Below are 26,225 nucleotides of genomic sequence, written 5' to 3'. Positions count from 1 at the left end.
GGCCGGTTATGGTCCGGAGAAGAACCAACCCCACGGGAGTCCGGAGCACCGGGCTGAGAGGGGGGCTGTTGCGGCCCCCGACCGTCGAACCTGATCCGGATCATGCCGGCGCAGGGAGGAGCGTGTGGTGTTTCCTCGGCTACATGTCATTACCGATTCGCTCGACGTCGTGCGGGCGGTGGTCGGTGTCGGGCCGGTCGCGGTGCAGATCCGGGTCAAGTCGTCGGCTCGTATCGCTTTTTCGTTAGCCTCGGCCGCCTTGCCGATATGTCGAGATGCCGGGGCTTTGTGCCTCGTCGATGATCGGGTCGAGGTGGCGCTGGCCGCGGGGGCCGACGGTGTCCATGTCGGAGAGTCCGATTTGCCGGTCTCGGTGGCTCGGCGGCTACTGGGCCCTTCTGCCGTCGTCGGTGCAACCTGTCGCGATATTTCGGGCATACGCCGTGCCGTCGCCGACGGCGCTTCTTATGTCGGCCTCGGCCCGGTGTTTGCCACGTCTACAAAGGACGGCCTGCCGCCACCACTCGGGCCCTCCTTTGTTGCCGCCGTGGCCGCCGCAGTTCCCGATGTTCCGGTGATCGCGATCGGCGGGATCACGGTTGACCGGGTGCCGGAACTCGGGACATATGGGGTGGCTGTGATCTCGGCCGTCGCAGCTGACCCGGCCGGTGCCACCGCCTCGTTCCTGAAGGTGCTGTCATGACCGTCGCGGTGGTCGGCGGCGGGATCATCGGGCTGTCCATCGCCTGGCGGCTGGTGTCCCGGGGCGCCGATGTGACGATCTTCGACGACGGTGTGGACGGTGCCTGGAACGTCGCCGCGGGCATGCTCGCCCCGGGCGGGGAGGCCGCCTTCGAGACGCCGGCGCTGGTCGGGCTGATGAAGGCCTCCGCCGAACGCTGGCCCTCGTTCGCTTCGTCACTCGGCGTCGACGTGGGCTACGACGAGGCGGGCACGCTCGGCCTCGCCGTCACGGCCGACGACGTGGCCTCGGCCTCGCGCGAATGGTCCACGCCGCCTCTGCGCCCCTCCGAGCTGCGCGAACTCGAGCCGGCCCTCTCGCCGCGAGTGCGAGCGGGCGTATACCTTCCGGCCGACCGGCAGGTGGATCCGCGTCTCGTCGTGGCAGCCCTGCGCGACCGGCTCGCCGACCGGATCGTCGCCAAGCGGGTGTCCACTCTCGACGAGGTCGACGCGACGACGATCGTGGTGGCCGCGGGCTGCGGGACGGCGGCGCTCACCGGGCTGCCGGTCCGGCCGGTCAAGGGCCAGGTGCTGCGGCTGCGCGGCGAACCGGGACTGATCCGGCACGTGCTCGAGGCGACGGTCGACGGCCGCTCGGTCTACATCGTGCCGCGGGCCGACGGCGAGATCGTGGTCGGGGCGACCCAGGAGGAACGATCCGACTGGACGGTCACCGCCGGGGGCGTCTACGACCTGCTGCGCGCGGCCGTCGAACTCGTGCCCGACCTGGCCGAATGCGCGCTGGCCGAGACACTGGTCGGTCATCGGCCGGGCACGCCCGACAACGCCCCGCTGCTCGGGGTGCTCCGGGAGGGGGTGCTGGTCGCGGCCGGGCACTTCCGCAACGGCGTTCTGCTGGCGCCGGTCACCGCCGACCTGATCGCCGATCTGGCCCTCGGCGGGCCGGCCGATCCGATGCTCGACGACTTCGCGCCGGGGAGGTTCGCATGAGGGTGACGGTGAACGGTCAGGAGCGGTCCGTCTTCGTCAATCTGTCGGTCGACGACCTGGTGACCTCGTTGGCCGCCGCACGCCGGGGGGTCGCGGTCGCGGTCAACGGGACGGTCGTGCCCCGGTCGAGCTGGGCCGAGGTGACGCTGGCCGACGGCGACACGGTCGAGGTGCTCACCGCGGCCCAGGGAGGCTGACAATGATCTTCGGAGATTCGCGGCTCATCCTGGGCACCGGCGGGGCGTCCAGCCTGGCCGTACTCGAACAGGCGATCGTCGCGTCCGGCACCGACCTGGTCACGGTCGCGCTGCGGCGGGTCGACGCGGCCGGGCCCGGCCTGCTGCCGCTGCTCGACCGGCTCGGCGTGCGGGTGCTGCCCAACACGGCCGGCTGCTACACCGCCGACGACGCGATCAAGACGGCCCACCTGGCCCGGGACGCGTTCGAGACCGACCTGGTCAAGCTTGAGGTGATCGGCGACGACCGGACCCTGCTGCCGGACGGGGTCGAACTGCTGCGGGCGGCGGAGACGCTGGTCGCGGACGGGTTCACGGTGTTGCCCTACACGACCGACGACCCGATCCTCGCCCGCCGCCTGGCCGACACCGGCTGCGCGGCGGTGATGCCGGCCGGGTCGCCGATCGGCTCCGGCCTGGGCGTCTCCAACCCGCACCACATCCGGCTGATCCGGCAGAGCGTCGACGTGCCGGTCATCCTCGACGCCGGGATCGGCACGGCCTCGGACGCGGCGCTGGCGATGGAACTCGGCTGCGACGGGGTGCTGATCGCCAGCGCGATCACCCGGGCCGACGATCCGGTGACGATGGCGACGGCGATGCGGCACGCGGTTTCGGCCGGTCGGTTGGCGTACTCGGCCGGGCGGATTCCGCGACGCTTCCACGCCCTGGCCTCCACCTCGGACGAAGGCCTCGCGCGATGGTGACCGCCACGCCGTCGGGGCTCGTCGTGCTCACCGACCGCCGGCTCGCCGCCGGCTCACTGGTCTCGGTGGTCGCGGCGGCGGTCCGCGGCGGCGCCGCGTGGGTCATTCTGCGGGAGAGAGACCTTCCGTACGCGGTGAGGCGCGCACTGGCCGACGAGCTGCGCTCGATGCTGCCGCCGGGCCGGTTGATCGTGGCCGGGCCGGACCCGTTGGGCGGCGACGCGGTGCACCTGGCCGAGGCCGATCCGTGGCCGGCCCGGGGTGTCGCGCTGGTCGGACGTTCCCGGCACGACGTCGTTTTCCCATCCGAAGAGGACTATGTCACGCTTTCGCCAGTTTTCCCGACCTCGACGAAGCCGGGGTATGGCCCTGCGCTGGGTCCTGGTGAGGCGGCTCGGTGGGCGGGTTCGGTGCCGTGGCTGGCACTCGGCGGGATCGACTCGGCGGCACGGGTCGCGGCGTGCGCGAGGGCCGAGGCGGCTGGGATCGCGGTGCTGGGAGCGGTGATGCGGGCGCGGGATCCCGAGCAGGTCGCGCGGGAGTTGTCCACGGCATTCGCGGCGGCTGTGGACAGCGGCGCTGCGGTTTCCGTCGGTGGACAACTGGCGGAAGTTGTCGGACCTGGGCGCTTTACTCACCCCACCCAGACCGGGGCGGGGGAGGCGGCGGCCGGGCCGGTGGTGGCTGGGCCGGGGGTGGCTGGGCCAGCGGCTGGGCCAGCGGCTGGGCCGGTGGTGGCTGGGCCGGCGGCCGGGGTTCGCGCGCTGGGTGGGGCCGGATCGTGACGCCGCCGGTTGTGTTGACCATCGCGGGGTCCGACTCGGGGGGTGGGGCCGGGATCCAGGCCGACCTCAAGACGTTCGCGGCGCTCGGGGCCTATGGCGCGTCGGTGATCACGGCGATCACGGCGCAGAACACGGTGGGGGTCGCGGCGATTCACCCGGTGCCGGCCGAGATCGTGGCGGCCCAGCTGGATGCGGTGCTCGACGATCTCCCGGTCGCGGCGGTCAAGGTCGGGATGGTCGGCGACGCCGCGATCGCGGAGGTTATCGCGGCGCGGGCCAAGGAGCTGCCTCACCTCGTCGTCGATCCGGTGCTGGTCGCGACCTCGGGGGCGACGTTGGGGAGCGCCGGGTTCGTCGGCCGGCTCATCGCGTACGCGGAGGTGCTGACGCCGAATCGGCGGGAGGCCGCGGCGCTTGCGGGTGGAGAAGGCGGATCGCCGGAGGCGGACGCTGTTGTGCTCGCCGGGCGCGGGGCGCGCGCGGTGGTGGTGACCGGCAGTGAGCTGGCGGTGGATGTGCTCCGTTACGACGGCGTGACGGAGATGCTGGCCGGGCAGCCCGTGGAAACCGCGAACAACCACGGATCTGGCTGCACTTTCTCGTCGGCGATCGCGGTCCGGCTGGCGGCCGGCGATGCGATTCCGGAGGCGGTGCGTGCGGCCAAGGCGTACGTGACGACGGCGCTGCGTGGTGGCAGCGAGTGGCGGCTGGGTGCCGGGCCCGGTCCGCTGAACCACTTCGCCTAGATCAGCTCGCCCGGCGGGCCAGGGATTCGTGCGGCCTTCGGTCGCCCGTTAAATACCGATTGGGAGGAATTATGAGGCGCAAGGTGTACGTCGACGGCCCGCGCTCGGACATCCGGGTGCCCTTCACCGAGGTCGGACTGGACGGGGGGAACGAGCCCGTCCGGCTCTACGACACGTCGGGGCCGGGCAGCGACCCGGAGGCCGGCCTGCCGGAGCTGCGCCGGCCGTGGTGGGGAGGACGCACCCAACTCGCCGCCGCTCGCGCCGGGATCGTGACTCCGGAGATGGAGTTCGTGGCGATTCGGGAGGGTGTCGACGCCCCGGTCGTACGGGACGAGATCGCCGCCGGCAAGGCGGTGCTGCCCGCCAACCGCAACCACCCGGAGAGCGAGCCGATGGTGATCGGGTCGCGGTTCCTGGTCAAGGTCAACGCCAACATCGGCACCTCGGCGGTGACCTCGTCAGTGGCCGAGGAGGTCGAGAAGATGACCTGGGCGACCCGGTGGGGCGCCGACACCGTGATGGATCTGTCGACCGGGCCGCGGATCCACGAGACCCGCGAGGCGATCATCCGGAACTCGCCGGTGCCGATCGGGACGGTGCCGCTCTATCAGGCCCTGGAGAAGGTGAACGGGGACCCGGCCAAGCTCAGCTTCGACGTCTTCCGCCGGACCGTGCTCGAGCAGGCCGAGCAGGGCGTCGACTACATGACCGTCCACGCAGGAGTTTTGTTGCCCTATGTCCCGTTGGCGGCGGAGCGCGTGACCGGGATCGTCTCCCGAGGCGGATCGATCATGGCGGCCTGGTGTCTCGCGCACCATGAAGAGAATTTCCTCTATACCAACTTCGACGAGCTTTGCTCGATTTTCCGGGAATATGACATCACGTTCTCGTTGGGGGACGGCCTCCGGCCCGGGTCGATCGCGGACGCCAACGACGAGGCACAGTTCGCGGAGTTGCGGACCCTGGGCGAACTCACGCACCGGGCGTGGGAGTACGACGTGCAGGTCATGGTCGAGGGCCCGGGCCACGTGCCGATGCACAAGATCAAGGAGAACGTGGACCGGCAGATCGAGGTCTGTGCGGGGGCCCCGTTCTATACCCTCGGGCCGCTGACCACGGACATCGCGCCGGCCTACGACCACATCACCTCGGCGATCGGGGCCGCGATGATCGGGATGTTCGGCACCGCGATGCTCTGTTACGTCACCCCGAAGGAGCACCTCGGGCTGCCGGATCGCGACGATGTGAAGGCCGGGATGATCGCCTACAAGATCGCGGCGCACGCGGCCGACCTGGCCAAGGGGCATCCGGGCGCCCAGGCGTGGGACGACGCGCTGTCGAAGGCGCGGTTCGAGTTCCGCTGGGAGGACCAGTTCGAGTTGGCGCTCGACCCCGAGACCGCGCGGGCCTATCACGACGAGACGCTGCCCGCGGCACCCGCCAAGACGGCCCACTTCTGCTCCATGTGCGGACCGAAGTTCTGCTCGATGAAGATCAGCCACGAGTTGCGGGCAATGGGGATGCGCGACAAATCCGATGAATTCGCCGCCCGGGGCGGGAAGGTATACGTCGACCTGGAGCCGGCGCCGCCGGCCCCAGACCCGGTTGCTCAGAGCTTGTAGAACGTGACGTAGTGGTCGGGGGTGAACCAGGTCTCCTTGGTGGACCGGTTCACCACGATCCGGTACGCGTCCCGGGCCGCACCGCGCGACCGCGGGTAGACGTCGTACTCGTTGTAGGTGGCGTTCGTCGGCAGCTCCCGCTCGTCGTTGCGGAACGTGCCGCCGGTGTAGTTGTACTGACCGTAGGGCCACGAGTACCAGCCGGCCGAGGTCGGCCAGCCGAGCGAGGTCCAGCCGGTGCGGGCGGTGCGGGCGGCCGAGCAGCGCGAGATCGTGCAGCTGTTGACGACCGAGGCGTGGGCGGCGTCGGTGTGGGACGGTGCCACCACGGCCGGGGCGATAAGCCCGAAAATGCCGAGAGCGGCGGCGAGGACGAGGCCGGCGAGACGCCGGCGGACGGGGGATGTCGCAATGTTCACGATCGGACTCCGATGCCATCGGGGTTTGTTTCCGGTCCCGCTCATCGTGCGGGCCGGCGACCACCCGTGGTACCTCTCACCCGGATCATTCCATTGGCGTTCGTCAATGGTTAACGCGCGTTAACGTTTGCCGCGTGTTAACCATTGCCCAGCCCGCTCACCCAGTCGACGAATTCGTCACCTTGTCCGTTACGTCCGCGGGGCCGCGGCGCCGGATTCGTCGACAGCGGCGGGCTCACCGGCGCGGGGGCGGTCGGCGGGGCGTTCATCGCCTGCGGCTGCGGCCGGGGCGCGAATCCGTTGAACCTCGGGCCGCTGTCGTCCGATGGCACCGTGAAGATCCCGGTATCGGACGGCTTGAGCTGCTCCTCCGAGCGCTGAGCGGCGGCCGCCGCGGCCTGGGCGATCGCCGAGGACGGCTGAGCCTCCCGGCGTGGCAGCGGCGGACGGTCCGGCGTGGGACTGCCCTTCCCCGGGTCGCGGCCGTCGGCCGACGCCGCCGGGCCACGGCTGAGCACGGCCACCAGCACCGAGCCGAGCACGCCCGCCCCGGCCGCGGTCATCGCCGCCCAGTAGGGAACGACCTGGTAGTGGTCGTCGCCCGAGCCCGGGCCGGCGACCAGGTAGGACAGCGTCAGCAGGGCCGGTCCGGCCAGGCCGGACAGCGCGACGGTCAGGGTCGACATGACCCGCCGCCGGGCCGCGACGCCGACCGCGATGCCGCAGATCAGAGCCAGTACGGGCATCGTGAACAGGGCGGTCCGCCGGGTCACCGAGTCGCTCAGGAACGACGCGTCGATCACGCCCAGGCGGATCGCGGGCAACGGCTTGGACGGGGCCAGCGAGGGGATCACCGAGACGATCGCGATCGCCCAGACGACGGCGCTCATCGCGGTCAGGTTCCAGCGCGCCACGGCGCGGCTGATCGTGGCGTACGCGGCGAGGATGCCGACCGCCGCGCCCAGCGTCGCGCACACGCCGATGATGAACACGGGGCGTACGCCGGCGATCTGCGCGGTGCGGGCCGGCTCCATGGTCAGCGGCACCACGACGGCCGCGCCGAGAGCGGACGACACCGACGCGACGAGGCGGGTGAACGCGCCGGCCTGCCGCGGCAACGCCCCTCGCCCGGCCATCGCGCCGATCACCGCTGACGTCATCGCGATCCAGGCGACCCAGGCCAGCTGTGCCATCCATTGGTCACGCGCAGTGACATCAACGACGCGGGTCAGGCGGAGCACGCCCAATCCGTACGCCAAGCCGAGCTGACTGGCGCCGCCCGCCGCGCCGGCGCCGAGTGTCGCCCCGAACAGTTTCGCCCAGGTCCGAAAAGCCATGCCGCGCACGTTACGGAATCGGCCCCCGGTGGCGCCACCTCGGGGGGCGATTCTTAAGTCAGTCCAAAATAGTGGTTATGTAACATCCAGCCACGATCACTCAGGGTAATCCTTTCGGGCCCTTGACTGATCATGAGGCGAGCCGCCAGCGGCCGCTGCGGGCCACCAGCATGGTCAGCGCCTGGGGCATCAGGCCGGAGTGGCTGTCGGGGGTGAACCGGATCGGTCCTGAGAGGCCGTCGATCTGCGACGTCTCGATGATGTCGCGGATCCGGTCGCGGTCGCCGCCGACCCGGGCCACCGCGGCGGCGATCAGGTCGACCGCGTCGGCCGCGAACGCGGCGACCCCCGAATAGTTGCCGTAGCGCGAGGTGTAGTCGCGGAACCACTGCTTGCGGGCCGCCTTGGCCGGGGTGGTCGCGATGACGTCGTCGATGGCCAGCGTCTGAGTGAAGACCATCGACGCGTTGTCGGTCGCGGCGACCGCGTCCGGCGCGATGAACTGGTCGCTCGCGGCGGCCGCGTCGAAGTAGATCCGGCCGTGGAAGCCGGCCGCCTTTGCGCTGGTCGCGGCCAGTTGGGCCTGATCGGGACCGGTCAGCACGAGCAGGGCGTCGGGCTGGCCGTCGGTCAGTGTGCCGATCGCCTGGCTGACGTCGGTGGCGGTCGGCTTGACCGAGCGGGACGCCTGCACCTTGATGGCGGTCTTGGCGAGCTCGGCGGTGAGCGCCTGCTCGCTGCCGTTGCCGTACAGGTCGTCGGAGTAGACGATCGCGACGTTCTTGATGGTGCGGGCCCGGACCATCTCGGCGACCAGCACGGCCGTGCTGTCGGCCGAGTTGGGTCCCAGTTTGAACATGTAGCGCCGTTCGGTGATCGGGGTCGCGACCTGGTCGGACGGGGCCAGCACGATCGTCGGGAGCTTCGCGTCGGTGATCGTCTTGACGGCGCCGACCGCGCACTGGTCGCAGTCGCCGGCGATCAGTGCGACCACGCTCTTGTCGCCTCCGAAGATGCCGATGTTGCGCACCGAGGAGTTGAGGTCGGAGCGGTTGTCCTGAGTCCGCAGGGCCAGCTTCTTGTCTCCGAGCTGTCCGGAAGCGTTCACTTGGTCGATGCGGAGCTGGAGCGCTTTCGCGTACGCGATGTCGACCACCGACGAATTGTCCAGATCGGCGCCGATCACCAGGGTGTCGCCGGACCCGGCGGGGCCGTCCGAGCTGCATGCGGCCAGTCCGCCGAGCAACAGGAGCGGCGTCAACCAGGACGCCGTGACGCGACGATGAAACCTCACTGCGGGTGCCTCCAGGGGGGCGGGAGGGCGGGAACTGCCGACGGCTACGGTGTCCGGTGTGGACCCTGCCGACACGCACAGGGAGTCCGCTTTGAACGCGGCAAACCTTGCCAACGTGAAGGTCCCCGGTCAAGCGGACCCCTATCGATGGCGCGGGACGGGCGTCCCACATAATGGTTGGTATCGGGATAGTGCAGAGTCACTGAACCACTACTGATTGTCACGCCTCGAACATTTGTGCACGTCAAAGCAGTTTAGATAACCGCTTACGAATCGAGAAACGGCCTACCGGATGAACGCTCGAGAGGTTTACGGGCGTTTTCAGGCTTCCCAAAGGGACTGCCATTCTGATGAAATTCCTCGGCCGCAGGCACTTCGCGGGCGAAGAGATACGGGGATGACCACGGAGGAGATGTCGTGAGCACCGGTTCTTCGACCCAGGTGACGCGCCGTGGTGTCTTCCCTCGCCTGCGGGACACCCGGATCCGCGCCAAACTGGCCCTCATTCTTGTCGTCCCTCTGATCGCGGTGCTCGCACTGGCCGGCGTCCGGCTGGTCGATGTCGGACAGCAGGCCTCGGCGGCCGGCCAGGTGGAGAAGCTGACCAAGCTCGGCACCGACGTCTCCGAGCTCGCCCAGCTGCTGCACGTCGAGCGGATGGCGGCGGCGGAGTTCCTGTCCGGTCCCACCGGCAAGGTCGGCCCCTACAACACGGCGATCCGCAACACCGACGATCGCATCCAGATCTACTTCACCGATCGGGACGCGCTCGACAAACCGCCCGCGGCGGTGCTCGACCGGCTCAACCGGATCGACGACCACCTCCACACGATGGACGCCACGCGCAACGTGATCTCTCAGCGCAACGGCATCGCGGTCGCCGAGGCGGTCTCCCGCTACAGCGTCGTGATCACCGACCTGGTGTCGTACGGCGACGCGGTCAGCCAGTTCGCCGGCGACGGTGCGGTGGCCGACGGCCTGCGCGCCCTCGCGGCGTTCGCCAAGGCCAAGGCGGGCACGGCCGAGCAGGAGGCGATCGCGTACGCCGCCCGCGTCACCCGGGACACCAGCGCCGAGCAGCGGACCGCGTTCATCGCGACCCAGACCAGTCAGCAGGAGGCGCTCACCGCCTTCTCCCTGTCCGCCTCCCCGGCTCAGCAGACCCTGGTCAACAGCGTCGTCACCGGCGACGCGGTCAACCTGGCCGACCAGGTCAGCACCGAGATCAGCCGCGGTGAGGCGGTCGTGCCGGCCGATGTCGTCTCCGCCCTCGGCGCCGTCGTCGACCTGATGCGCTGGGCCGAGACGCAGCTCGAGTCCGAAATCCTGAAGAAGGCCGGCCAGGAACGCGACTCGGTGGTCCGGCAGACCGCGGTCGAGGCCGTGCTGGTGCTGCTGGTGCTGGCCGTCGCCATCGCGCTGGCCGTCGTCCTGGCCCGCTCGCTCAACCTCTCGCTGCGCCGCCTGCGGGAGGGCGCGCTCTCGGTGGCCCACCGTGACCTGCCCGAGGTGGTGGCCCGGCTGCGTGACTCGCGCAACCTGGGCGAAAACAGCGCCGAGGAGATCGTCGAGCAGGTCCGGGATCCGATCCGGCTCAACAACCGCGACGAGATCGGTCAGGTCGCCCAGGCGTTCAACGTGGTGCACCGTGAGGCCGTCCGCATCGCGGCCGAGCAGGCCGCCCTGCGCACCAGCGTCTCGACGATGTTCCTCAACCTGGCCCGGCGCAGTCAGTCACTGGTCGACCGGATGATCGGCGAGCTCGACACGATCGAGCGCACCGAGGAGGACCCGAAGCGCCTGGCCCGGCTCTTCGAGCTCGACCACCTCGCCACCCGGATGCGCCGCAACGACGAAAACCTGCTGGTCCTGGCCGGTGCCGACTCCAGTGCCCCGCGCCGCGAGGACGCGCTGCTGGTGGACGCGCTGCGCGCCTCCCAGTCCGAGGTCGAGCTCTACAACCGCATCGAGTTCGGCACGGTCGACACCGACGTCTCGATCGTCGCGCTGGCCGTCAATGACGTGGTCCGCCTGGTCGCCGAGCTGCTCGACAACGCCACCCGCTTCTCACCGCCGACCACGATCGTGGTCGCCGACGCCCGGCGCATCCGCGACTACGTGGTGATCCAGGTGGAGGACCGCGGGCTCGGCATGTCCGAGGAGCAGATGGACCAGCTCAACCGCCGGCTGTCCGAGCCGCCGAGCGTCGACGTCGCCGCGTTCCGGCTGATGGGCCTGGCCGTCGTCGGCCGGCTCGCCGCCCGCTACGGCATCCGCGTCGAGCTGCGGCCCAACCTCGAGGGCGGCACCGTCGCCCAGGTCACACTGCCGAGCAGCATCGTGGTGCTGCCGAGCCGGCGCGACGCGCTGCGCGGCGGCAGCGGTGCCATCCCGGAGCTGGGCGGCCCGTCCGGCGGCTGGGACACCCTGCCGGCCGGCCGCACCGCGACGGCCACCCTGCCCGCCCTCTCGCCGGCACCCATGCCCGACCCCGACCAGCCGGTGCACCCGTCGCTGCCGATGTTCCCGTCCCAGCGGCCGCCGGCGGAGATTCAGCGGCCGGCCGAGATTCAGCAGCGGCCGGCGGAGATCCGGCGGCCGGGCGAGATCGAGCCGACTCCCAACCGTCCTCCGCTGCCCTCCCGGGCGGCCCGGCCGATCGACACCGACACCTCCCTGGCCGGCTTCGCCGCGCCGACCGCGTCGACGCCGACGGTCACCCGCGAACCGCAGGCCTTCTCCCCGGCGCCGCCGGCCGCGCCGATGACCTCCGAAGCCAACGGGTGGGGGGCGGCCCTGGCCGCGATGCCACCCGTGCCACCACCGCCGGTCCAGACCCCGGCCGAGGAGCGGAACGAGCTGCCGATCTTCGTCGAGATGCAGCAGAGCTGGTTCCGGCAGCACGACCAGAGCCCGGAGGAATGGGGCATGCCCACCGCCGGCTACGCACCACCGCCCAACTCCTCGGCGTTGACCGCGCCCACGGTCCTCGTCCCGGAGCAGCGGGCGTCCACGTCCCTCACGACCGGCGGGCCCGACTCCCGCATGCCGTCGACATCACCGGCTGCTGCCGCCGCTACGGCACCACCTCCGGTCTCCGCACCACCAGCCCCGGCCGCTTCGTCGACGACCGGGCAGAATGGATCGGTCCCCAAGCCGCGCCCCGCGGCCGAGGACCGTTGGAAGACCGCGGCCGACGAAGGCTGGAAGCGGGCGATGGCGGCGGCCGAACCGGTCGATGCCGGCACGACCAAATCCGGGCTTCCCAAGCGCGTACCGCAGGCACAGTTGGTGCCGGGCGGCGTGCAGAGCGGCGGACAACGCACTCAGAACCGTCGCACGCCGGACGAGGTGCGCGGACTCCTGTCCGCGTACCACCGGGGAGTGCAACGAGGGCGGACGGACGGCGTAGCCGAATCCACCCCCGCCTTCCAGGCTAAGGAGAAGGACCAGTGACCAGGCCCCCCACCATGCAGGACATGGGCTGGCTGCTCAACAACTTCGCCAACAGCGTCGCCGGGATCGCCCACGTCGTGGCGGTGTCGGCGGACGGCCTCCTGTTGGCCTCATCACGTGACCTGCCGACCGACCGGGCCGACCAGCTCGCCGCGATCACCTCTGGCGTGGTCAGCCTGACCGACGGCGCGTCACGCATGTTCCACGCCGGTGCCGTGCAGCAGACGATCATCGAAATGGACAGTGGCTATCTCTTCCTCATGTCCATCAGCGACGGTTCGTCGATGGCCGTGCTCGCCGCGCGCAACTGCGACGTCGGGCAGGTCGGCTATGAGATGGCCCTGCTCGTCGAGCGGGTCGGTGCCGCATTGTCACCGGCTCCGCGCGAAGTCGTCGGGCACTGATTCACCCGGCGCCGACCGGTACGGAGAGGGGGTGACGGATGGGACAGTCCAATGACCCGAGGGGCAACCTCGTGCGCCCGTACGCCGTCACCCGAGGCCGCACCGAACCGCGCCGGGACATACCGATCGAAGCCGTTCTGGTCGCCAGCCAGGCCGGACTGCAGGAAGCCCGGTTCGCCGGGCATGACAAGTACCGAATCGCCGTGCTGTGCGAGTCGAAACCGCAGTCCCTAGCCGAGTTATCGGCCTTCACGAGACACCCACTAGGTGTCATGAAGGTACTGGTGGCCGACATGGTCGCCGACGGGCTGCTGACATTGCACAGTGCCGCTCCCAAAACCGGATTCGCGGAGCGGATGGATCTGCTGGAAAGGGTGTTGAGTGGACTTCGCAAGCTCTGAGCGGGCGGGTGCCCAACCCAAGGAGATCACCTCCGCGAAGATCGTCGTCGCCGGCGGCTTCGGCGTGGGCAAGACGACCCTGGTCGGTGCCGTCTCCGAGATCGAACCGCTGACGACCGAGGCCGTGATGACCTCGGCGGGTCAGGGGGTCGACGACGCGTCGAAGGTGCCCGGCAAGGGGACGACGACGGTGGCGATGGACTTCGGCCGCATCACGATGGCCGACGACCTGATCCTCTATCTCTTCGGCACACCCGGACAGACCCGCTTCTGGTTCATGTGGGACGAACTGATTCGAGGCGCGGTGGGCGCGGCCGTACTGGTCGACACCCGTCGCATCGCCGACGCGTTCGCGCCTCTCGACTATTTCGAGAATCGTCACCTTCCGTATCTGGTCGCTCTCAACTGTTTCGACGGCGCGCCGCGCTACGAACCGGAAGAGGTCCGCGAGGCGCTGGCCATCCCGGCCCACGTCCCGCTGGTCATGTGCGACGCGCGGGCCCGTGACTCGGTCAAGCAGGTTCTGGTCAGCGTCGTCGAGCACGCGATGGCGACGCTGGTCGCCGAGCAGGGCGGCCTCACCTCCGTCGGCTGACGCGCCTCCGCTGCTCCCGCCGTTCGGGCGGGGGCAGCAGGGCGATCATCGTGCTGGCAAGATCCGTGGCATGAGTGAGTTCCCCGCTGATCTCGTGCTGACCACCGAGCGGCTGACGATCCGCCCGCTCGCCGACGCCGACGTCGACGCGATCGTGGTCGCCACGTCGGACCCGCTGATCCAGCAGTGGCTGCCGCTGCCGAGGCCCTACCGGCGGGAACACGCCGAGGGCTTCGTGCACGACATCGCCGAGGCGGCCCAGACGAGCGGTCGTGGGCTGATCCGGGCGATCGAGTGCGAGGGCGAGCTGGCCGGTGTCGTCGACTTCAAGAGCACCGACTGGGACAACGGCGAGACCGAGATCGGTTACTGGACCCACCCGGCGTTCCGCGGCCGCGGGATCATGGTCGAGGCGGTCACCGCGATGGCCCACCACGCGCTGACCGTGGCGGGCCTCCAGCGCGTCGTCGTGCGGGTCGCTTCCGGCAACACGGCGTCGGCCCGGGTCGCCGAGAAGGCCGGCTTCACCCGGGAGGGCGTGGCCCGCAACGCCGGGTACACCCACGACGGCCGGGTCGACCTGGTCATCTTCTCGCTGATCCGCCCGGACCTGCCTTAGACCGGCGTCCCTCAGACCGGCAGGCGGTAGCCGCGCTTGACGACCGTCTGGACGATGCCCGTCGAACCGAGCCCGGCCCGCAGCCGGGCCACCGCCATCTCGACGGCGTGCTCGTCGGCGCCGCGGGGCAGGCCGTGCAGCAGGGCGGCCCGGGAGAGCACCCGGCCGGGAGTCGCGGCCAGAGCGCGCAGCACGGCCATCGGCGCCGGAGCGAGCGGGCGCAGGTCGCCGTCGACGATCGCGGCGTGGCCTCGCAACGTGAGCGAGTGACCGGCCACCTCCAGTGAGAGGGCGCGTTTCGGCAGCTCCTCGACGATCGTGCGGACGAGCGCGCTCAGGCGGGCCCGGGCGGGCGAGACGACCGGGACGTCGAGCCGGCGCAGGGGAGCCGCGGTGACCGGACCCACGCAGGCCGCGAGCACGTGCGTACGGAAAGCGTCGAGCAACGCCTCGCCGGCCGGCCCGCCGGCCCGGAGCAACGCGGTGACCGCCGGGGCGGCGGTGAACGTGACCGCGTCGACCAGCCGTCCGGTGATCAGGTCGACGAGGCGGTGCAGGGGAGCGGGATCGGCCGGGGCGGCCCAGCGGTAGACCGGCACCTCGATCACCCGGGCGCCGGCCGTCTCGAGGGCCTCCACGTATTCCGGCTGGGGCTCGCCGTGCTGCTGGAGAGCGACGGTCAGGCCGGCGATGCCGCGGGTGGCGAGGTGGGCCAGCACCTCGTCGTAGCCCTCGCCCTCGGGCGCCCACTGCTCGTGCAACCCGGCCGTACGCACCGCGGCGCGCGCCTTCGGGCCGCGGGCGACCAGGTAGGCGCGGGAGAGTAGGCCGCGCAGCGGCTCGGTCAGGCCCCAGCCGTCGGCCGCCTCGAGCCAGCCGCGCAGGCCGATGCCGGTGCTGACCAGCACGATGTCGGGTGGGGTGTCGAGGCAGGCCCGGGTCGCCGCCCGCAGCTCGGCGTTGTCGGCGGTCGGCACGGCGCGCAGCGCGGGGGCCACCACCACGCGGGCGCCGCGGCTCTCGAGGAGCCCGGCCAGTTCGTCGCGCCGGCGGTCGGAGGTCACGCCCACGGTGTAGCCGGAGAGCGAGGTCGCCGGCTCACGGAGCCCGGCCGCCGTGATGACCGCGCGACGGGCGCCACCCGTCCGGTCGGTCATCGGTGTTCGAGAAGTCGCGGCGTGGCCGTCCGGTCCACCGAAGGGCACGCTCGGAGTCCGCCGTCCTCAGCGTCGACCCGCTCCCATGTCACGCCTGCGTTCTCCGCCATACCTCCGGCCGGCGCACACCGCGACTTCTCCTCGCCGGATCGGCAAGCCGACCCGGCGGTCACCATCAGGTCCGTCCTCAACCCTGACGGTGGCTTCTCAATAGTGCGTCGCCGGTGCACGCCTGGGCTAGCTCGCCCGGGGCGCATCACATCGGCAATCGCACGAACGACCATGCCGGAACTGTGCCGCTGGGGGATTTCCACCCGGCGTCCCGTATGTTTCGAGCCTGCTAAGAGGTGTCTCCGGCTCCCGCTGTCGGGCGTGTCCCGCGCTCGGGGTACTCTCTATGGAGGCTCTATCGAGCTGCCACCGTTTGACACGCCCTTTTTGACCGGGCGCCGCGCGGGCGGGTATTGTTGCCTGCTGTTGTGCGGCAGGCGCTCTTGTCGCGCTCCGACGCGACTAGCACGCGACCCCAGACCGACGAACGAGACAAGGTAATTCTGTGCGTACGTACAGCCCGAAGCCGGGTGAGATCGAGCGTCAGTGGCACATTATCGACGCTTCTGACGTCGTTCTGGGCCGCCTGGCTACCCACACCGCCACTCTTCTGCGCGGCAAGCACAAGCCGACCTTCGCCCCGCACGTCGACACCGGCGACTACGTGGTGATCATCAACGCGGGCAAGGTGGCGCTGACCGGCAACAAGCGGCAGACCAAGATCGCCTACCGCCACTCCGGCTACCCGGGCGGTCTCAAGCAGGTCCGCTACGAGGACCTGCTGACGAAGCACCCCGAGAAGGCGATCGAGCTGGCCGTCAAGGGCATGCTCCCGCACAACAAGCTCGCGCGGCAGATCATCAAGAAGCTGAAGGTCTACCCGGGCGCCGAGCACCCGCACGCGGCGCAGCAGCCCCAGCCGTTCGAAATCACCCAGGTCGCGCAGTGAGCGCGGGAGAAGGCAGCAGCATGACCGACATCATCGAGCCCGAGGCCGTCGAGACCGTCGAAGAGCCCGCAGAGACGGTCGTCGTCGTCGAGACGCCCGCGCCGGCCCCGGTCCGCGCCCCCCGTCCCGGTGACCGTCCCATCCAGACCGTCGGCCGCCGCAAGGAGGCCATCGTCCGGGTGCGGCTCGTGCCCGGCACCGGCAAGATCACGTGCAACGGCCGCGACCTCGAGGCGTACTTCCCGAGCAAGGTGCACCAGCAGCTCATCCGCGAGCCGCTGACCATCACCGAGAAGGCCGAGCAGTTCGACGTGCTCGCCAACCTGCACGGCGGCGGCATCACCGGCCAGGCCGGTGCGCTGCGCCTCGGCATCGCCCGCGCGCTCATCACCAACGAGCCCGACGACCGCCCCGCGCTGAAGAAGGCCGGCTTCCTCACCCGCGACGCCCGCGTCAAGGAGAGCAAGAAGTACGGCCTCAAGAAGGCCCGTAAGGCTCCGCAGTACTCGAAGCGCTGATTTTGCGCCGCGTCTGACCGACGGCCGGTATCGTCCCCTGTTTTGTGGGGGACGGCACCGGCCGTTTTGGCTTCCCGACCCTGCGCACAGCAAAGATCTGCCTCCTCCCACCGCAATTGCTCTGTGAAAGGAAGCCTCCATGGGCCGACTGTTCGGCACCGACGGCGTACGCGGACTCGCGAACGGCGATCTGACCCCGGAGCTGGCGCTGGCCGTGGCGGTAGCGGCCGCCCGGGTCCTGGTCGAGAGCGACGGCAGCCACCCGCCGCTGGCGATCGTCGGACGCGACCCGCGGGCCAGCGGCGAGATGCTCGAGGCGGCCGTGGTCGCGGGGCTCACCAGCGCCGGCGCCAACGTCGTCCGGGTCGGAGTGCTGCCCACGCCCGCGGTGGCGTTCCTGGTCGCCCAGACCAACGCCGACCTCGGCGTGATGCTCTCCGCCTCGCACAACCCGATGCCGGACAACGGGATCAAGCTGTTCGCGGCCGGCGGGCTGAAGCTGCCGGACGAGCTGGAGACGCGGATCGAGAAGGCCATCGAGGACGGGCACGGGCTGGTCGGGCGGCCCACCGGGGCCGGGATCGGTCGCGTGCACGACCTGCTCGACGGGGCCGAGCACTACATCAAGCACCTGGTCGGCTCGGTGCCGAACCGGCTCGACGGGATCAAGGTCGTGGTCGACTGCGCCAACGGGGCGGCCAGCGAGGTCGGGCCGACGGCGTACGAGGAGGCGGGGGCCGAGGTCATCGCCATCCACGCCGACCCGGACGGACTCAACATCAACGACGACTGCGGTTCGACGCACCTCGAGAAGGTGCAGGCGGCGGTCGTACGCGAGGGGGCCGACCTCGGGCTCGCCCACGACGGCGACGCCGACCGCTGCCTGGCCGTCACCGCATCGGGTGACGTCGTCGACGGCGACCAGATCATGGCGATCCTGGCGCTGGCCATGCGCGACGCCGGCACGCTGACCGACACCACGCTGGTCGCGACCGTGATGAGCAACCTCGGCCTGCGGATCGCCATGAAGCAGTCCGGCATCAAGCTGCTGGAGACCAAGGTCGGCGACCGGTACGTCCTCGAGGCGCTGACCGCGGGCGACCTGGCGCTGGGCGGCGAGCAGAGCGGCCACGTCGTGATGCCGGCGTTCGCGACCACCGGCGACGGCGTACTGACCGGTCTGCACCTGATGGCCCAGCTGGCGTCGTCCGGCAAGTCGCTGGCCGACCTGGCCTCCGTGGTGCACAAGCTGCCCCAGGTGCTGATCAACGTGAAGGTCGGCGACCGGGACGCGGGCGCGGCCGCACCGACCGTGCAGGCCGCGGTCGCGCTGGCCGAGAACGAGCTCGGCGAGACCGGCCGGGTGCTCCTGCGCCCCTCCGGCACCGAGCCGCTCGTGCGCGTGATGGTCGAGGCGGAGACCGAGGAGCAGGCCCGCGCGGTGGCCGAGCGGATCGCGGCCGAGGTCGCGGCGGCCAGCCCGGCCGCCTAACGAGACAGTTTCCGCAGGCGCTGGGCCGCCTCGTCGATGATCTCTTCGCGCTTGCAGAAGGCGAAGCGGATCAGGTGGCGGCCCTCCTCCTGATGGTCGTAGAAGACCTCGGTCGGGACGGCCACGACCCCGCAGCGCTCCGGCAGCTCCCGGCAGAACTCCGCGCCGCTCTTCGGGCTGAGAGCGCGGATGTCGACGGTGACGAAGTAGGTGCCCGACGAGGGGAGCACCTCGAACCCGGCCTCGGACAGCCCGGCCACCAGGCGGTCGCGGCGAGCCTGCAGGCCGTCGCGGAAGCCGGTGAAGTAGCTGTCCGGAAGGCCCAGGGCGACGGCCACCGCGGGCTGCAGCGGCGACGCGCTGACGAAGGTCAGGAACTGCTTGACCCGCTGCACGGCCGAGACCAGCGGCGCCGGGCCGGTCGCCCAGCCGACCTTCCAGCCGGTGCACGAGAACGTCTTGCCGGCCGACGAGATGCGCAGCGTGCGCTCGGCCATGCCGGGCAGGCTCGCCAGCGGCACGTGCGGTTCGGCGGCGTCGGTGAAGACCAGGTGCTCGTAGACCTCGTCGGTCAGGGCGTACGTGTCGTACTCCTGGCAGAGGGACGCGATAAGCGTGAGTTCCTCGCGGGTGAAGACCTTGCCGGTCGGGTTGTGGGGTGAGTTGAGCAGCACCAGCCGGGTGCGTGGGCCGAAGGCCCGCCGCAACTCACCCTCGTCGAACCGGTAGACGCCGTCGGGGCCCGGGCGGAGGGTGACGGGCCGTCGCACGGCGCCGGCGAGGGTGACCGAGGCCGCGTACGAGTCGTAGTAGGGCTCGAAACACACGACCTCGTCACCGGCCTCGCAGAGACCCATGATCGCGGCCGCCACCGCCTCGGTCGCGCCCGCGGTCACCACGACCTCGGAGTCGGCATCTCGGGTCAGGCCCCAGAAGCGCTGGTCGTGGGCGGTGATCGCGGCTCGCAGGGCGGGGATGCCGGGGAGCGGCGGGTATTGGTTGGCGCCGCCGCGCAGGGCCGCCACGGCCGCCTCGAGCATCTCCGGCGGCCCGTCGGTGTCGGGGAACCCCTGTCCGAGGTTGATCGAACCGGTGCGGACGGCGAGCGCCGACATCTCGGTGAAGATCGTGGTGCCGAACGCGCGCATGCGTTCGACCAGTGGGTCGGTCGTCATCATCTTCCCTGGTCCCCTGCTCAGTCGAAGGCGAAGTAGGTGCAGGCGGCGGTGGCGAAGCCGTTCTTGCCGGAGGTGGTCTTCTTGACCTCTTTGCCGTCGACCAGCGCGCGACAGGTGACCGAGCCGTCCTCGCTGCCGGTGCGTATCGCGATGACCGAGACCAGCGTCGGCGTCTCCATCGTGGCGTTGAACCGCCACGGCAGCTTCACGTCGTCGTCCCGGACCGGATCCTCGCCCAGTTTCGGCAGGTAGATGATCTGGGCCGGGCCGTCGCCGGTCACCTCGTAGGTGACCTGGATCTGCTTGCCGGTGTCGGTCGGCAGATCGGTCGGGAAGCCGCCGTCGGGCAGGCCGGGAAGGTCGGGCAGGGTCGGGTCGGTCAGCGGCTTGACCGCCTCGTGGGCCTTGGCCTTGACGGTGTGCGCGATCAGGAGGCCCGCGGTGCCGACGCCGCCGCAGAGCAGCAGCGCGACCGCGATCACGACGGCGATCAGCGGGGCGTTGCTCTTGCGCGGCGGCGGGGCGTACGGCGGTGGGGGCGGATATTGGTAGCCCGCGCCGTAGTCGGGCGTGTAGCCGGGAGGCGCGTAGCTGAGCGGCGGCTCTTGCTGCGGCGGCGGCGGGATCGGGGCCGCGCCTGGGAGGTAGCTCGGGTTCTGGGTGCCGTCGGGCTGCGGGCTGTCGCTCAACTTCACTCCCAGTCGGGCCGCGGATGCAATTGACGACGGTACGCCAAAGCCGCCAGTTTCGGCTTCGTCCCCCTTGGGGCATTTCGACCGAAGCGGCGGTTTCGATCAAAGCTCATGCTCGAAAGGGTGTCTCTCGCGCATGACGGATGATTGAAAGTCCGCTACGCTGCCCCGCATGTGTGGAATCGTGGGCTACGTCGGGGGACGCCCGGCTCTCAGCATCGTTCTCGACGGCCTTCGCCGCCTCGAATACCGCGGATACGACTCGGCCGGAGTCGCGGTCATCGACACCGGAAAGCTCCTGACCGAGAAACGGGCCGGCAAGCTCGCCAACCTCGAAAAGGCGCTGACCGAGCGGTCCGGCGACGAGATCGCGGCCGGCCGGACGGCGATCGGGCACACCCGGTGGGCCACCCACGGCGGCCCGACCGACCGCAACGCCCACCCGCACCTGTCGGCCGACGGCCGGGTCTCGGTCATCCACAACGGCATCATCGAGAACTTCGCCCGCCTGCGCGCCGAGCTCGAGGCGACCGGCGTCGAGTTCGCCAGCGACACCGACACCGAATGCGCGGCCCACCTGCTCGCGGCGGAGATGCGCCTGCTGCGCTCCGATCTCACCGGGCCCGCCCTGCTCGCCGAGGCGATGCGCCGGACCGTACGCCGTCTCGAAGGCGCCTTCACGCTGCTCGCGATCGACGTCGACGTGCCCGACGCGGTGGTCGCCGCCCGGCGCAACTCGCCGCTCGTGGTCGGCCGCGGCAACGGGGAGAACTTCCTGGCCAGCGACGTGTCGGCGTTCATCGAGCACACCCGCGAGGCGATCGAGCTCGGACAGGACCAGGTCGTGCTGATCACGCCGGCCGGCATCGAGATCACCGACTTCGACGGCCAGGCCGCGACCGGCAAAGAGTTCCACATCGACTGGGACGCGTCGGCGGCCGAAAAGGGCGGCTACGACTACTTCATGCTCAAGGAGATCGCCGAGCAGCCGCAGGCGATCGCCGACACGCTGCTCGGCCGGCTCTCCGACCGCGGCGAGATCGTGCTCGACGAGGTGCGCCTGACCGACCAGGACCTGCGCGACATCGACAAGATCTTCATCATCGCCTGCGGTACGTCGTACAACGCGGGCATGGTCGCCAAGTACGCCATCGAGCACTGGGTGCGCATCCCGTGCGAGGTCGAGCTGGCCAGCGAGTTCCGCTACCGCGACCCGATCCTCGACCGCTCGACGCTGGTCATCACGATCAGCCAGTCCGGCGAGACCATGGACACGCTGATGGCACTGCGGCACGCCAAGGAGCAGAAGGCCCGGGTGCTGGCGATCTGCAACACCAACGGCTCGACGATCCCGCGCGAGTCCGACGCCGTGCTCTACACCCACGGCGGGCCGGAGATCGCGGTCGCGTCGACCAAGGCGTTCCTGACCCAGCTGGTCGCCTGCTACCTGATCGGCCTGCACCTGGCCCAGATCCGCGGCGTCATGTACGCCGACGAGGTCGCGGCCGTCGTCTCCCGGCTGAGCGACACCCCCGACAACCTGCGCGCGCTTCTCGGTTCGATGGAGGACGTACGCGCCCTGGCCCGCGACCTCAAGACGGCTTCGACCGTGCTCTTCATCGGACGGCACGTGGGCTATCCGGTGGCTCTCGAGGGCGCGCTGAAGCTGAAGGAGCTCGCCTACATGCACGCCGAGGGCTTCGCGGCGGGCGAGCTCAAGCACGGGCCGATCGCGCTGATCGACGAGGGCACCCCGGTGGTCTGCGTGGTGCCGTCGCCGGCCGGCCGGGGCGTGATGCGCGACAAGGTGGTGTCGAACATCCAGGAGGTGCGCGCCCGCGGTGCCCGCACGATCGTGATCGCCGAGGAGGGGGACGACGGGGTGAAGGCCTTCGCCGACCACCTGATCACGGTTCCCCAGACCCCGACGCTGCTGGCGCCGCTGATGACGACGGTGCCGCTGCAGATTCTGGCCTGCGAGATCGCGGCGGCTCGCGGGCTCGACGTCGACCAGCCCCGCAACCTCGCCAAGTCGGTCACGGTGGAGTAGGCAGACCGGTCTGTCTCCGATTTGACCGCGGCCCCGTCTCGCATCGTTTCGCCGAGACGGGGCCGCAGTGGGCGTTTTTCAGGCGTTATCCCCGGGGTGCGTTCATGGAATGCGGCCCGAGGTGATCGCGGCCAGGGCGTTGAGGGACTGGCTGCCCTGGTCCCAGTAGCCGAGGTGGCCTCCGCCGGGCTGGCTGGCGAAGACGCGAGCGCCGAACGACGGGTCGCTCGGGTTCTCGCCGAACCACAGGTGCCGCTCCGGGGTGACGACGCCGAAGCCGGCCCGGGTCAGTTCGTCGGCCAGGCCGTGCGGGGAGACCGCGGCGTATTGGATGACGTCGCTGCGCGAGGTCGACGACCAGACGTGGCCCGGCGCGACATGGAGCTGGGCGGCCGAGTCGACACCCACGCCCGGGGAACCCACGAAGACCACGTCGTCGGCGGCCAGGCCGTCGTGAGCGGCGGCTGCCTTCCCGACGACCAGCGAGCCGTAGCTGTGGCCGACGACCGTCCGGTGGGCGGTCGCGCCCTGGTGGGTGCTGCGTAAGCCCTCCTGGAAGCGGTTCAGCGCCGGGGCGGCCGCGTCGGCCTGGCGGGCGCTCGCGGCCTCGTCGACGAAGTCGGGTGCGTCGTAGTCGAGCCACAGCACGGCGCTGGTCGAGGCGGCCGGGCCGACGTCGGTCGCGCGGGTGGCCACCCCCGACGCCCGGGTCAGCTCGCCGTCGAAGGAGGCCAGGTCGGAGGTCATGCCCGGCACGTGGGTGAGCACGTTGTCGGCCTGGTCGGGATCGCCGAGCGCGACCACCACCCGGCCCTCCCCGGTGGTGTCGAGCCGCAGCAGGTAGGCGCGGGGCCCGTCGTCGGAGGCAAGCCGGGCGGTCAGCGTGGCGAGGCCGGCCGGCGACACCTCGGCGCGGCGGTCGTCGAGCAGCAGGCGATTGGCCACATCGCGGTCGGCGGCCGGGATGCCGTCGAGCGGGGCCAGCCAGCCCGGTTCGGTCGCGAGGAGCCGGCGCTGCTCACCCACACCCAGACCGGCCCACCAGCGCCGAACCTCGGCCGGCCCGGCGGTGCAGGCCGGCCGTTCGAGGGTCGGCGATCGGTCGGGGGCCGCGCGGAGCCGAGCCGTCGCGGCCTCGTCGGCTCGCGCGGCGACCGCCAGCGACGCCGACAAATCGGGCGACACGGCGGCGGACGGGCCGCCGCGCACCGAACCGTCGTCGGCGATCGCCAGACCACCCCGGGCGGCGGCCGCCGATGCGCGGGACAGCAGCGCCCGGGCGCGGTCGAGGGCCGATGCGAACTCGCTGATCGCCTGGTCGGCCTGCCAGCAGAGCACCCGGAACACGGCCAGGCCGCGGCGCAGCCGGCCGAGGCGGTCGGCCGCCGCCCGGGCCGCGGTGCCCGACCAGGCGGCGGCGAACCGGGCGAGCAGGGGTGGCAGCTCGGCCGCCAGGTGACCGGCCAGCGTGGCCCATTGCCGCCAGGCGGCGGCGAGGGCGTGCCAGTGGCGCGGATCGGTGGCGCGGAGGCGAAGGTAGACGGCTTCGGCGGTCATCGGGCCCGGCGCAGGCGGGCGGCGGCACGGGCGTCGGCGGCCTCGTAGGACGCGGCGGCAGCGGTGATCTGGCGGGCGGTCTCGGCCAGGTCGGCGTCGAGCCGGGTGAGCTCGGTGCGGGCGGCGTCGGCGGCGTGGGTGGCCGCGTCGACGGTCGCCCAGCGCGGGGACGGGGTGGGTGCCGGGGCGTGGGCGGCCGCGCCGGTCACCCGGGACGCGGTGCCGGACAGCGCGGAGACGATGCGGTGCAGGTCGTCGGTGTCGACCTCGAGATCGGGATTCATCGGCAGCTCCAGGCGGGTGGGAACGGGATGCGTGGAGGTTAGGAGGCGGGGACGGCCCGGCGGATGCGGTTGTGGACGGGGCGGCCGCGTACGGAAGTTGTGCACAGGCCTTGCGCCGTGCCGGACCGATAGGGTTGGTCCGTGATCGTGGCTGTCGGCATCGACGTGGTCCTGGTGGACCGATTCGCCCGTGCCCTGGAGCGCACGCCCCTGCTCGCCGTCCGGCTCTTCACCGAGGACGAGCGGGTGACCGTCTCGGGCAACCCCCGCTCGGGCGAGTCGCTGGCCGCGCGTTTCGCCGCCAAGGAGGCGGTGGCCAAGGCCCTGGGCGCGCCCGCCGGCATGCGCTGGCACGACTGCGAGGTCGTGTCCGATCCCGACGGGCGCCCGTGGTTGACGGTTTCCGGTACGGTCGCCGCGGTCGCCGCCGACCGTGGCGTCAAGCGGTGGCACCTGTCCCTCTCCCACGACGGGGGCATCGCCTCCGCGATGGTGGTAGCGGAGTCCTGAGGAGGAGACATGCGGCAGGCGTGGCGGGTTTCGGACGTCCGGTCGGCCGAGCGCGAGCTCAAGTCCAAGCTGCCCGAGGGGGCGCTCATGCAGCGGGCCGCCGCCGGCCTGGCCCGGCGCTGCGTGCTGCTGCTGGAGGACTCCGGCGGGGTCTACGGCGCCCGCGTGCTGCTGCTGATCGGCAGCGGTGACAACGGCGGCGACGCGCTCTATGCCGGTGCCGCGCTGGCCCGCCGCGGCGCCCAGGTGCGCGCGCTGCTGCTCAAGCCCGATCGGGTCCACCTGGCCGGGCTGGCCGCGCTCCGGCAGGCCGGCGGCTTCACCGTCGACGAGCTGCCGCGCCGGGCCGATCTGGTGCTCGACGGCATCGTCGGCATCGGGGCGACCGGCGGTCTCCGCGAGCCCGCGATCACGTTGGTGGCCGGGCTGTCCGGTCTGCGCGGCCGCGACGGCGAGCGCCCGCCGGTGGTCGCGGTCGACGTGCCGAGCGGGGTCGCGGTCGACACCGGCGACGTGCCCGGCGAGGCGGTCACCGCCGATGTCACGGTCACTTTCGGCTGCCTCAAGGCGGCCCACGTGGTCGGGCCGGCGGCGGCGCGCTGCGGCCAGGTCGAGCTGATCGACATCGGGCTCGGGCCGGTGCTGCGGGGCGACCCGGCGCTGCGGGTGCCCGACGCCGGCGACATCGCCGGCTGGTGGCCTCGGACCGGCCCGTACTCCGACAAATACAGCCGGGGTGTGGTCGGCATCGCGACCGGCTCGGCGACCTATCCCGGCGCGGCGATCCTCTCGGTCGGCGGGGCCCTCGCCGGCCCCACCGGCATGATCCGGTACGCGGGGAGCGCCGACCAGGACGTCGTTCGCGCCCACCCGTCCGTCGTCGCCGTGGGCAAGGTCGCCGACGCGGGCCGGGTGCAGGCCTGGGTGTGCGGCTCCGGTCTCGGCACCGGCGACGAGTCCCGCACCGCCCTGCGCAGCGTGCTGGCGACCTCGGTGCCGGTCGTGCTCGACGCCGACGCGATCACGATGCTGGTCGACGGGCAGCACGCGGAGGATCTGCGCCGGCGGGACGCCCCGCTGGTGATCACCCCGCACGACGGCGAGTTCCGGCGGCTGGCCGGCGAGGCGCCCGGGCCCGACCGGGTCGGCGCGGCCTGCAAGCTCGCCGCCTGGATCAACGGCGTGGTCCTGCTCAAGGGTGACCGCACGATCGTGGCCACCCCGGCCGGCGAGGTGTGGGTCAATGCGACCGGCAGTTCGGTGCTGGCCACCGCGGGCAGCGGCGACGTGCTGGCCGGGCTGCTCGGCTCGCTGCTGGCCGGTGGCCTGGCCGCCGACCGGGCGGCGATCGCGGCGGCCTATGTGCACGGGCTGGCCGGCCGGCGGGCCGCCGCCGACGGCCCGGTGACATCCCCGCACGTGGCCGGCGCGTTGCGGCCGGTGCTGGCCGACCTGCTTGCTTGAGCAA

25 protein-coding genes, 1 pseudogene and 1 riboswitch are annotated in these 26,225 nt (G+C 71.3%); of the genes and pseudogenes, 18 read left to right on the top strand and 8 right to left on the bottom strand.

The features are described from left to right. The first annotated feature begins 22 nt into the window (after positions 1-22). Positions 23-134, top strand: a riboswitch (TPP riboswitch). From thiE to thiC, 7 genes and pseudogenes are all read left to right on the top strand, one after another. Beyond that, positions 125-703, top strand: a complete 579-nt coding sequence (gene thiE / locus AB0M88_RS19505) for a thiamine phosphate synthase (protein WP_364103625.1) — start codon at positions 125-127, stop codon at positions 701-703. Its footprint overlaps the riboswitch before it by 10 nt. Further along, positions 700-1,695, top strand: coding sequence for a glycine oxidase ThiO (gene thiO / locus AB0M88_RS19500; RefSeq protein WP_364103622.1), 996 nt, complete (start codon positions 700-702; stop codon positions 1,693-1,695). The genes thiE and thiO overlap by 4 nt, the downstream gene beginning before the upstream one ends. Next, positions 1,692-1,892, top strand: a complete 201-nt coding sequence (gene thiS, locus AB0M88_RS19495) for a sulfur carrier protein ThiS (protein ID WP_364103619.1) — start codon at positions 1,692-1,694, stop codon at positions 1,890-1,892. The genes thiO and thiS overlap by 4 nt, the downstream gene beginning before the upstream one ends. 2 nt (positions 1,893-1,894) lie before the next feature. Next, positions 1,895-2,638 (top strand): thiazole synthase, encoded by a 744-nt coding sequence (locus AB0M88_RS19490; RefSeq protein ID WP_364103616.1) that lies wholly within the window; start codon positions 1,895-1,897, stop codon positions 2,636-2,638. Beyond that, a pseudogene (locus AB0M88_RS19485) lies at positions 2,632-3,174 on the top strand (thiamine phosphate synthase); the annotation flags it as partial. The gene AB0M88_RS19490 and the pseudogene AB0M88_RS19485, both read left to right, overlap by 7 nt. Positions 3,175-3,419: 245 nt before the next feature. Continuing rightward, complete coding sequence (gene thiD, locus AB0M88_RS19480) at positions 3,420-4,169, top strand: bifunctional hydroxymethylpyrimidine kinase/phosphomethylpyrimidine kinase (RefSeq protein WP_364103613.1); 750 nt, start codon at positions 3,420-3,422, stop codon at positions 4,167-4,169. A 71-nt stretch (positions 4,170-4,240) separates the two neighbouring features. Then, positions 4,241-5,794 (top strand): phosphomethylpyrimidine synthase ThiC, encoded by a 1,554-nt coding sequence (thiC, locus tag AB0M88_RS19475; RefSeq protein ID WP_364103610.1) that lies wholly within the window; start codon positions 4,241-4,243, stop codon positions 5,792-5,794. Here the strand turns inward: thiC and AB0M88_RS19470 are convergent. The 3 genes from AB0M88_RS19470 to AB0M88_RS19460 form a co-directional block, all read right to left on the bottom strand. After that, positions 5,782-6,213: a ribonuclease domain-containing protein gene (locus AB0M88_RS19470; protein ID WP_364103607.1), complete on the bottom strand. Its 432-nt coding sequence runs from the start codon at positions 6,211-6,213 to the stop codon at positions 5,782-5,784. The genes thiC and AB0M88_RS19470 overlap by 13 nt on opposite strands. A gap of 137 nt (positions 6,214-6,350) precedes the next feature. Continuing rightward, a complete protein-coding gene (locus AB0M88_RS19465; RefSeq protein ID WP_364103604.1) occupies positions 6,351-7,550 on the bottom strand; it encodes a hypothetical protein in 1,200 nt (399 codons plus the stop codon). Between the two features lie 130 nt (positions 7,551-7,680). Then, positions 7,681-8,811 (bottom strand): ABC transporter substrate-binding protein, encoded by a 1,131-nt coding sequence (locus tag AB0M88_RS19460; RefSeq protein ID WP_364103601.1) that lies wholly within the window; start codon positions 8,809-8,811, stop codon positions 7,681-7,683. Between the two features lie 450 nt (positions 8,812-9,261). Between AB0M88_RS19460 and AB0M88_RS19455 the strand changes: the two genes are divergently transcribed. The 5 genes from AB0M88_RS19455 (at position 9,262) to AB0M88_RS19435 (ending at position 14,319) form a co-directional block, all read left to right on the top strand. Continuing rightward, positions 9,262-12,300, top strand: coding sequence for a nitrate- and nitrite sensing domain-containing protein (locus AB0M88_RS19455; protein ID WP_364103598.1), 3,039 nt, complete (start codon positions 9,262-9,264; stop codon positions 12,298-12,300). Beyond that, on the top strand, positions 12,297-12,704 hold the full coding sequence (locus AB0M88_RS19450) for a roadblock/LC7 domain-containing protein (protein WP_364103595.1): 408 nt from the start codon (positions 12,297-12,299) through the stop codon (positions 12,702-12,704). The genes AB0M88_RS19455 and AB0M88_RS19450 overlap by 4 nt, the downstream gene beginning before the upstream one ends. Before the next feature lie 38 nt (positions 12,705-12,742). Then, a complete protein-coding gene (locus AB0M88_RS19445; protein ID WP_364103592.1) occupies positions 12,743-13,105 on the top strand; it encodes a DUF742 domain-containing protein in 363 nt (120 codons plus the stop codon). Beyond that, positions 13,086-13,700: an ATP/GTP-binding protein gene (locus tag AB0M88_RS19440; protein ID WP_364103589.1), complete on the top strand. Its 615-nt coding sequence runs from the start codon at positions 13,086-13,088 to the stop codon at positions 13,698-13,700. Before AB0M88_RS19445 ends, AB0M88_RS19440 begins: the two co-directional genes overlap by 20 nt. A 70-nt stretch (positions 13,701-13,770) precedes the next feature. Further along, entirely contained in the window at positions 13,771-14,319 is a 549-nt protein-coding gene (locus AB0M88_RS19435; protein ID WP_364103586.1) for a GNAT family N-acetyltransferase, read from the top strand. A gap of 11 nt (positions 14,320-14,330) precedes the next feature. Here the strand turns inward: AB0M88_RS19435 and AB0M88_RS19430 are convergent, their stop codons facing one another. Continuing rightward, on the bottom strand, positions 14,331-15,476 hold the full coding sequence (locus AB0M88_RS19430) for a uroporphyrinogen-III synthase (RefSeq protein WP_364103583.1): 1,146 nt from the start codon (positions 15,474-15,476) through the stop codon (positions 14,331-14,333). 556 nt (positions 15,477-16,032) lie between these two features. Here AB0M88_RS19430 and rplM point away from each other — a divergent pair. The 3 genes from rplM to glmM all read left to right on the top strand — a co-directional run bounded on the left by rplM (position 16,033) and on the right by glmM (position 18,486). Continuing rightward, on the top strand, positions 16,033-16,476 hold the full coding sequence (gene rplM / locus AB0M88_RS19425) for a 50S ribosomal protein L13 (RefSeq protein WP_364103580.1): 444 nt from the start codon (positions 16,033-16,035) through the stop codon (positions 16,474-16,476). A gap of 20 nt (positions 16,477-16,496) precedes the next feature. Continuing rightward, a complete protein-coding gene (gene rpsI, locus AB0M88_RS19420; protein ID WP_364103577.1) occupies positions 16,497-16,994 on the top strand; it encodes a 30S ribosomal protein S9 in 498 nt (165 codons plus the stop codon). A gap of 139 nt (positions 16,995-17,133) precedes the next feature. Beyond that, complete coding sequence (gene glmM / locus AB0M88_RS19415; RefSeq protein WP_364103574.1) at positions 17,134-18,486, top strand: phosphoglucosamine mutase; 1,353 nt, start codon at positions 17,134-17,136, stop codon at positions 18,484-18,486. On the opposite strand, the gene AB0M88_RS19410 is transcribed toward glmM, so the two are convergent. Both AB0M88_RS19410 and AB0M88_RS19405 read right to left on the bottom strand, forming a co-directional pair. Beyond that, positions 18,483-19,664, bottom strand: a complete 1,182-nt coding sequence (locus AB0M88_RS19410; protein ID WP_364103571.1) for a pyridoxal phosphate-dependent aminotransferase — start codon at positions 19,662-19,664, stop codon at positions 18,483-18,485. The genes glmM and AB0M88_RS19410 overlap by 4 nt on opposite strands. A 17-nt stretch (positions 19,665-19,681) precedes the next feature. After that, complete coding sequence (locus tag AB0M88_RS19405) at positions 19,682-20,353, bottom strand: MmpS family transport accessory protein (RefSeq protein ID WP_364103568.1); 672 nt, start codon at positions 20,351-20,353, stop codon at positions 19,682-19,684. Between the two features lie 175 nt (positions 20,354-20,528). Here AB0M88_RS19405 and glmS point away from each other — a divergent pair, with 175 nt between their 5' ends. Then, on the top strand, positions 20,529-22,406 hold the full coding sequence (gene glmS / locus AB0M88_RS19400; RefSeq protein ID WP_364103566.1) for a glutamine--fructose-6-phosphate transaminase (isomerizing): 1,878 nt from the start codon (positions 20,529-20,531) through the stop codon (positions 22,404-22,406). Between the two features lie 102 nt (positions 22,407-22,508). Here the strand turns inward: glmS and AB0M88_RS19395 are convergent, their stop codons facing one another. Continuing rightward, complete coding sequence (locus AB0M88_RS19395; protein ID WP_364103563.1) at positions 22,509-23,963, bottom strand: alpha/beta hydrolase; 1,455 nt, start codon at positions 23,961-23,963, stop codon at positions 22,509-22,511. Further along, entirely contained in the window at positions 23,960-24,247 is a 288-nt protein-coding gene (locus AB0M88_RS19390) for a type VII secretion target (RefSeq protein WP_364103560.1), read from the bottom strand. Before AB0M88_RS19390 ends, AB0M88_RS19395 begins: the two co-directional genes overlap by 4 nt. Before the next feature lie 141 nt (positions 24,248-24,388). On the opposite strand from AB0M88_RS19390, the gene AB0M88_RS19385 reads away from it, so the two are divergent. Continuing rightward, complete coding sequence (locus tag AB0M88_RS19385) at positions 24,389-24,757, top strand: holo-ACP synthase (RefSeq protein WP_364103557.1); 369 nt, start codon at positions 24,389-24,391, stop codon at positions 24,755-24,757. A 9-nt stretch (positions 24,758-24,766) separates the two neighbouring features. Beyond that, positions 24,767-26,221 (top strand): NAD(P)H-hydrate dehydratase, encoded by a 1,455-nt coding sequence (locus AB0M88_RS19380; protein ID WP_364103555.1) that lies wholly within the window; start codon positions 24,767-24,769, stop codon positions 26,219-26,221. Positions 26,222-26,225 lie beyond the last annotated feature (4 nt).

The sequence above is a fragment of the Actinoplanes sp. NPDC051411 genome (assembly GCF_040682075.1).
In the GTDB taxonomy this organism is placed as follows: Bacteria; Actinomycetota; Actinomycetes; order Mycobacteriales; family Micromonosporaceae; genus Actinoplanes.
Note: the sequence above shows the minus strand (reverse complement) of the source record. Positions and strands in the feature narration are given on the sequence as shown.

Coding starts and splice junctions, on each gene's coding strand:
- thiO (WP_364103622.1), top strand. CDS start 700: ATGACCGTCGCGGTGGTCGGCGGCGGGATCATCGGGCTGTCCATCGCC.
- thiS (WP_364103619.1), top strand. CDS start 1,692: ATGAGGGTGACGGTGAACGGTCAGGAGCGGTCCGTCTTCGTCAATCTG.
- AB0M88_RS19490 (WP_364103616.1), top strand. CDS start 1,895: ATGATCTTCGGAGATTCGCGGCTCATCCTGGGCACCGGCGGGGCGTCC.
- thiC (WP_364103610.1), top strand. CDS start 4,241: ATGAGGCGCAAGGTGTACGTCGACGGCCCGCGCTCGGACATCCGGGTG.
- AB0M88_RS19465 (WP_364103604.1), bottom strand. CDS start 7,550: ATGGCTTTTCGGACCTGGGCGAAACTGTTCGGGGCGACACTCGGCGCC.
- AB0M88_RS19445 (WP_364103592.1), top strand. CDS start 12,743: ATGGGACAGTCCAATGACCCGAGGGGCAACCTCGTGCGCCCGTACGCC.
- AB0M88_RS19435 (WP_364103586.1), top strand. CDS start 13,771: ATGAGTGAGTTCCCCGCTGATCTCGTGCTGACCACCGAGCGGCTGACG.
- AB0M88_RS19430 (WP_364103583.1), bottom strand. CDS start 15,476: ATGACCGACCGGACGGGTGGCGCCCGTCGCGCGGTCATCACGGCGGCC.
- rpsI (WP_364103577.1), top strand. CDS start 16,497: ATGACCGACATCATCGAGCCCGAGGCCGTCGAGACCGTCGAAGAGCCC.
- glmM (WP_364103574.1), top strand. CDS start 17,134: ATGGGCCGACTGTTCGGCACCGACGGCGTACGCGGACTCGCGAACGGC.
- AB0M88_RS19410 (WP_364103571.1), bottom strand. CDS start 19,664: ATGATGACGACCGACCCACTGGTCGAACGCATGCGCGCGTTCGGCACC.
- glmS (WP_364103566.1), top strand. CDS start 20,529: ATGTGTGGAATCGTGGGCTACGTCGGGGGACGCCCGGCTCTCAGCATC.
- AB0M88_RS19395 (WP_364103563.1), bottom strand. CDS start 23,963: ATGACCGCCGAAGCCGTCTACCTTCGCCTCCGCGCCACCGATCCGCGC.
- AB0M88_RS19390 (WP_364103560.1), bottom strand. CDS start 24,247: ATGAATCCCGATCTCGAGGTCGACACCGACGACCTGCACCGCATCGTC.
- AB0M88_RS19380 (WP_364103555.1), top strand. CDS start 24,767: ATGCGGCAGGCGTGGCGGGTTTCGGACGTCCGGTCGGCCGAGCGCGAG.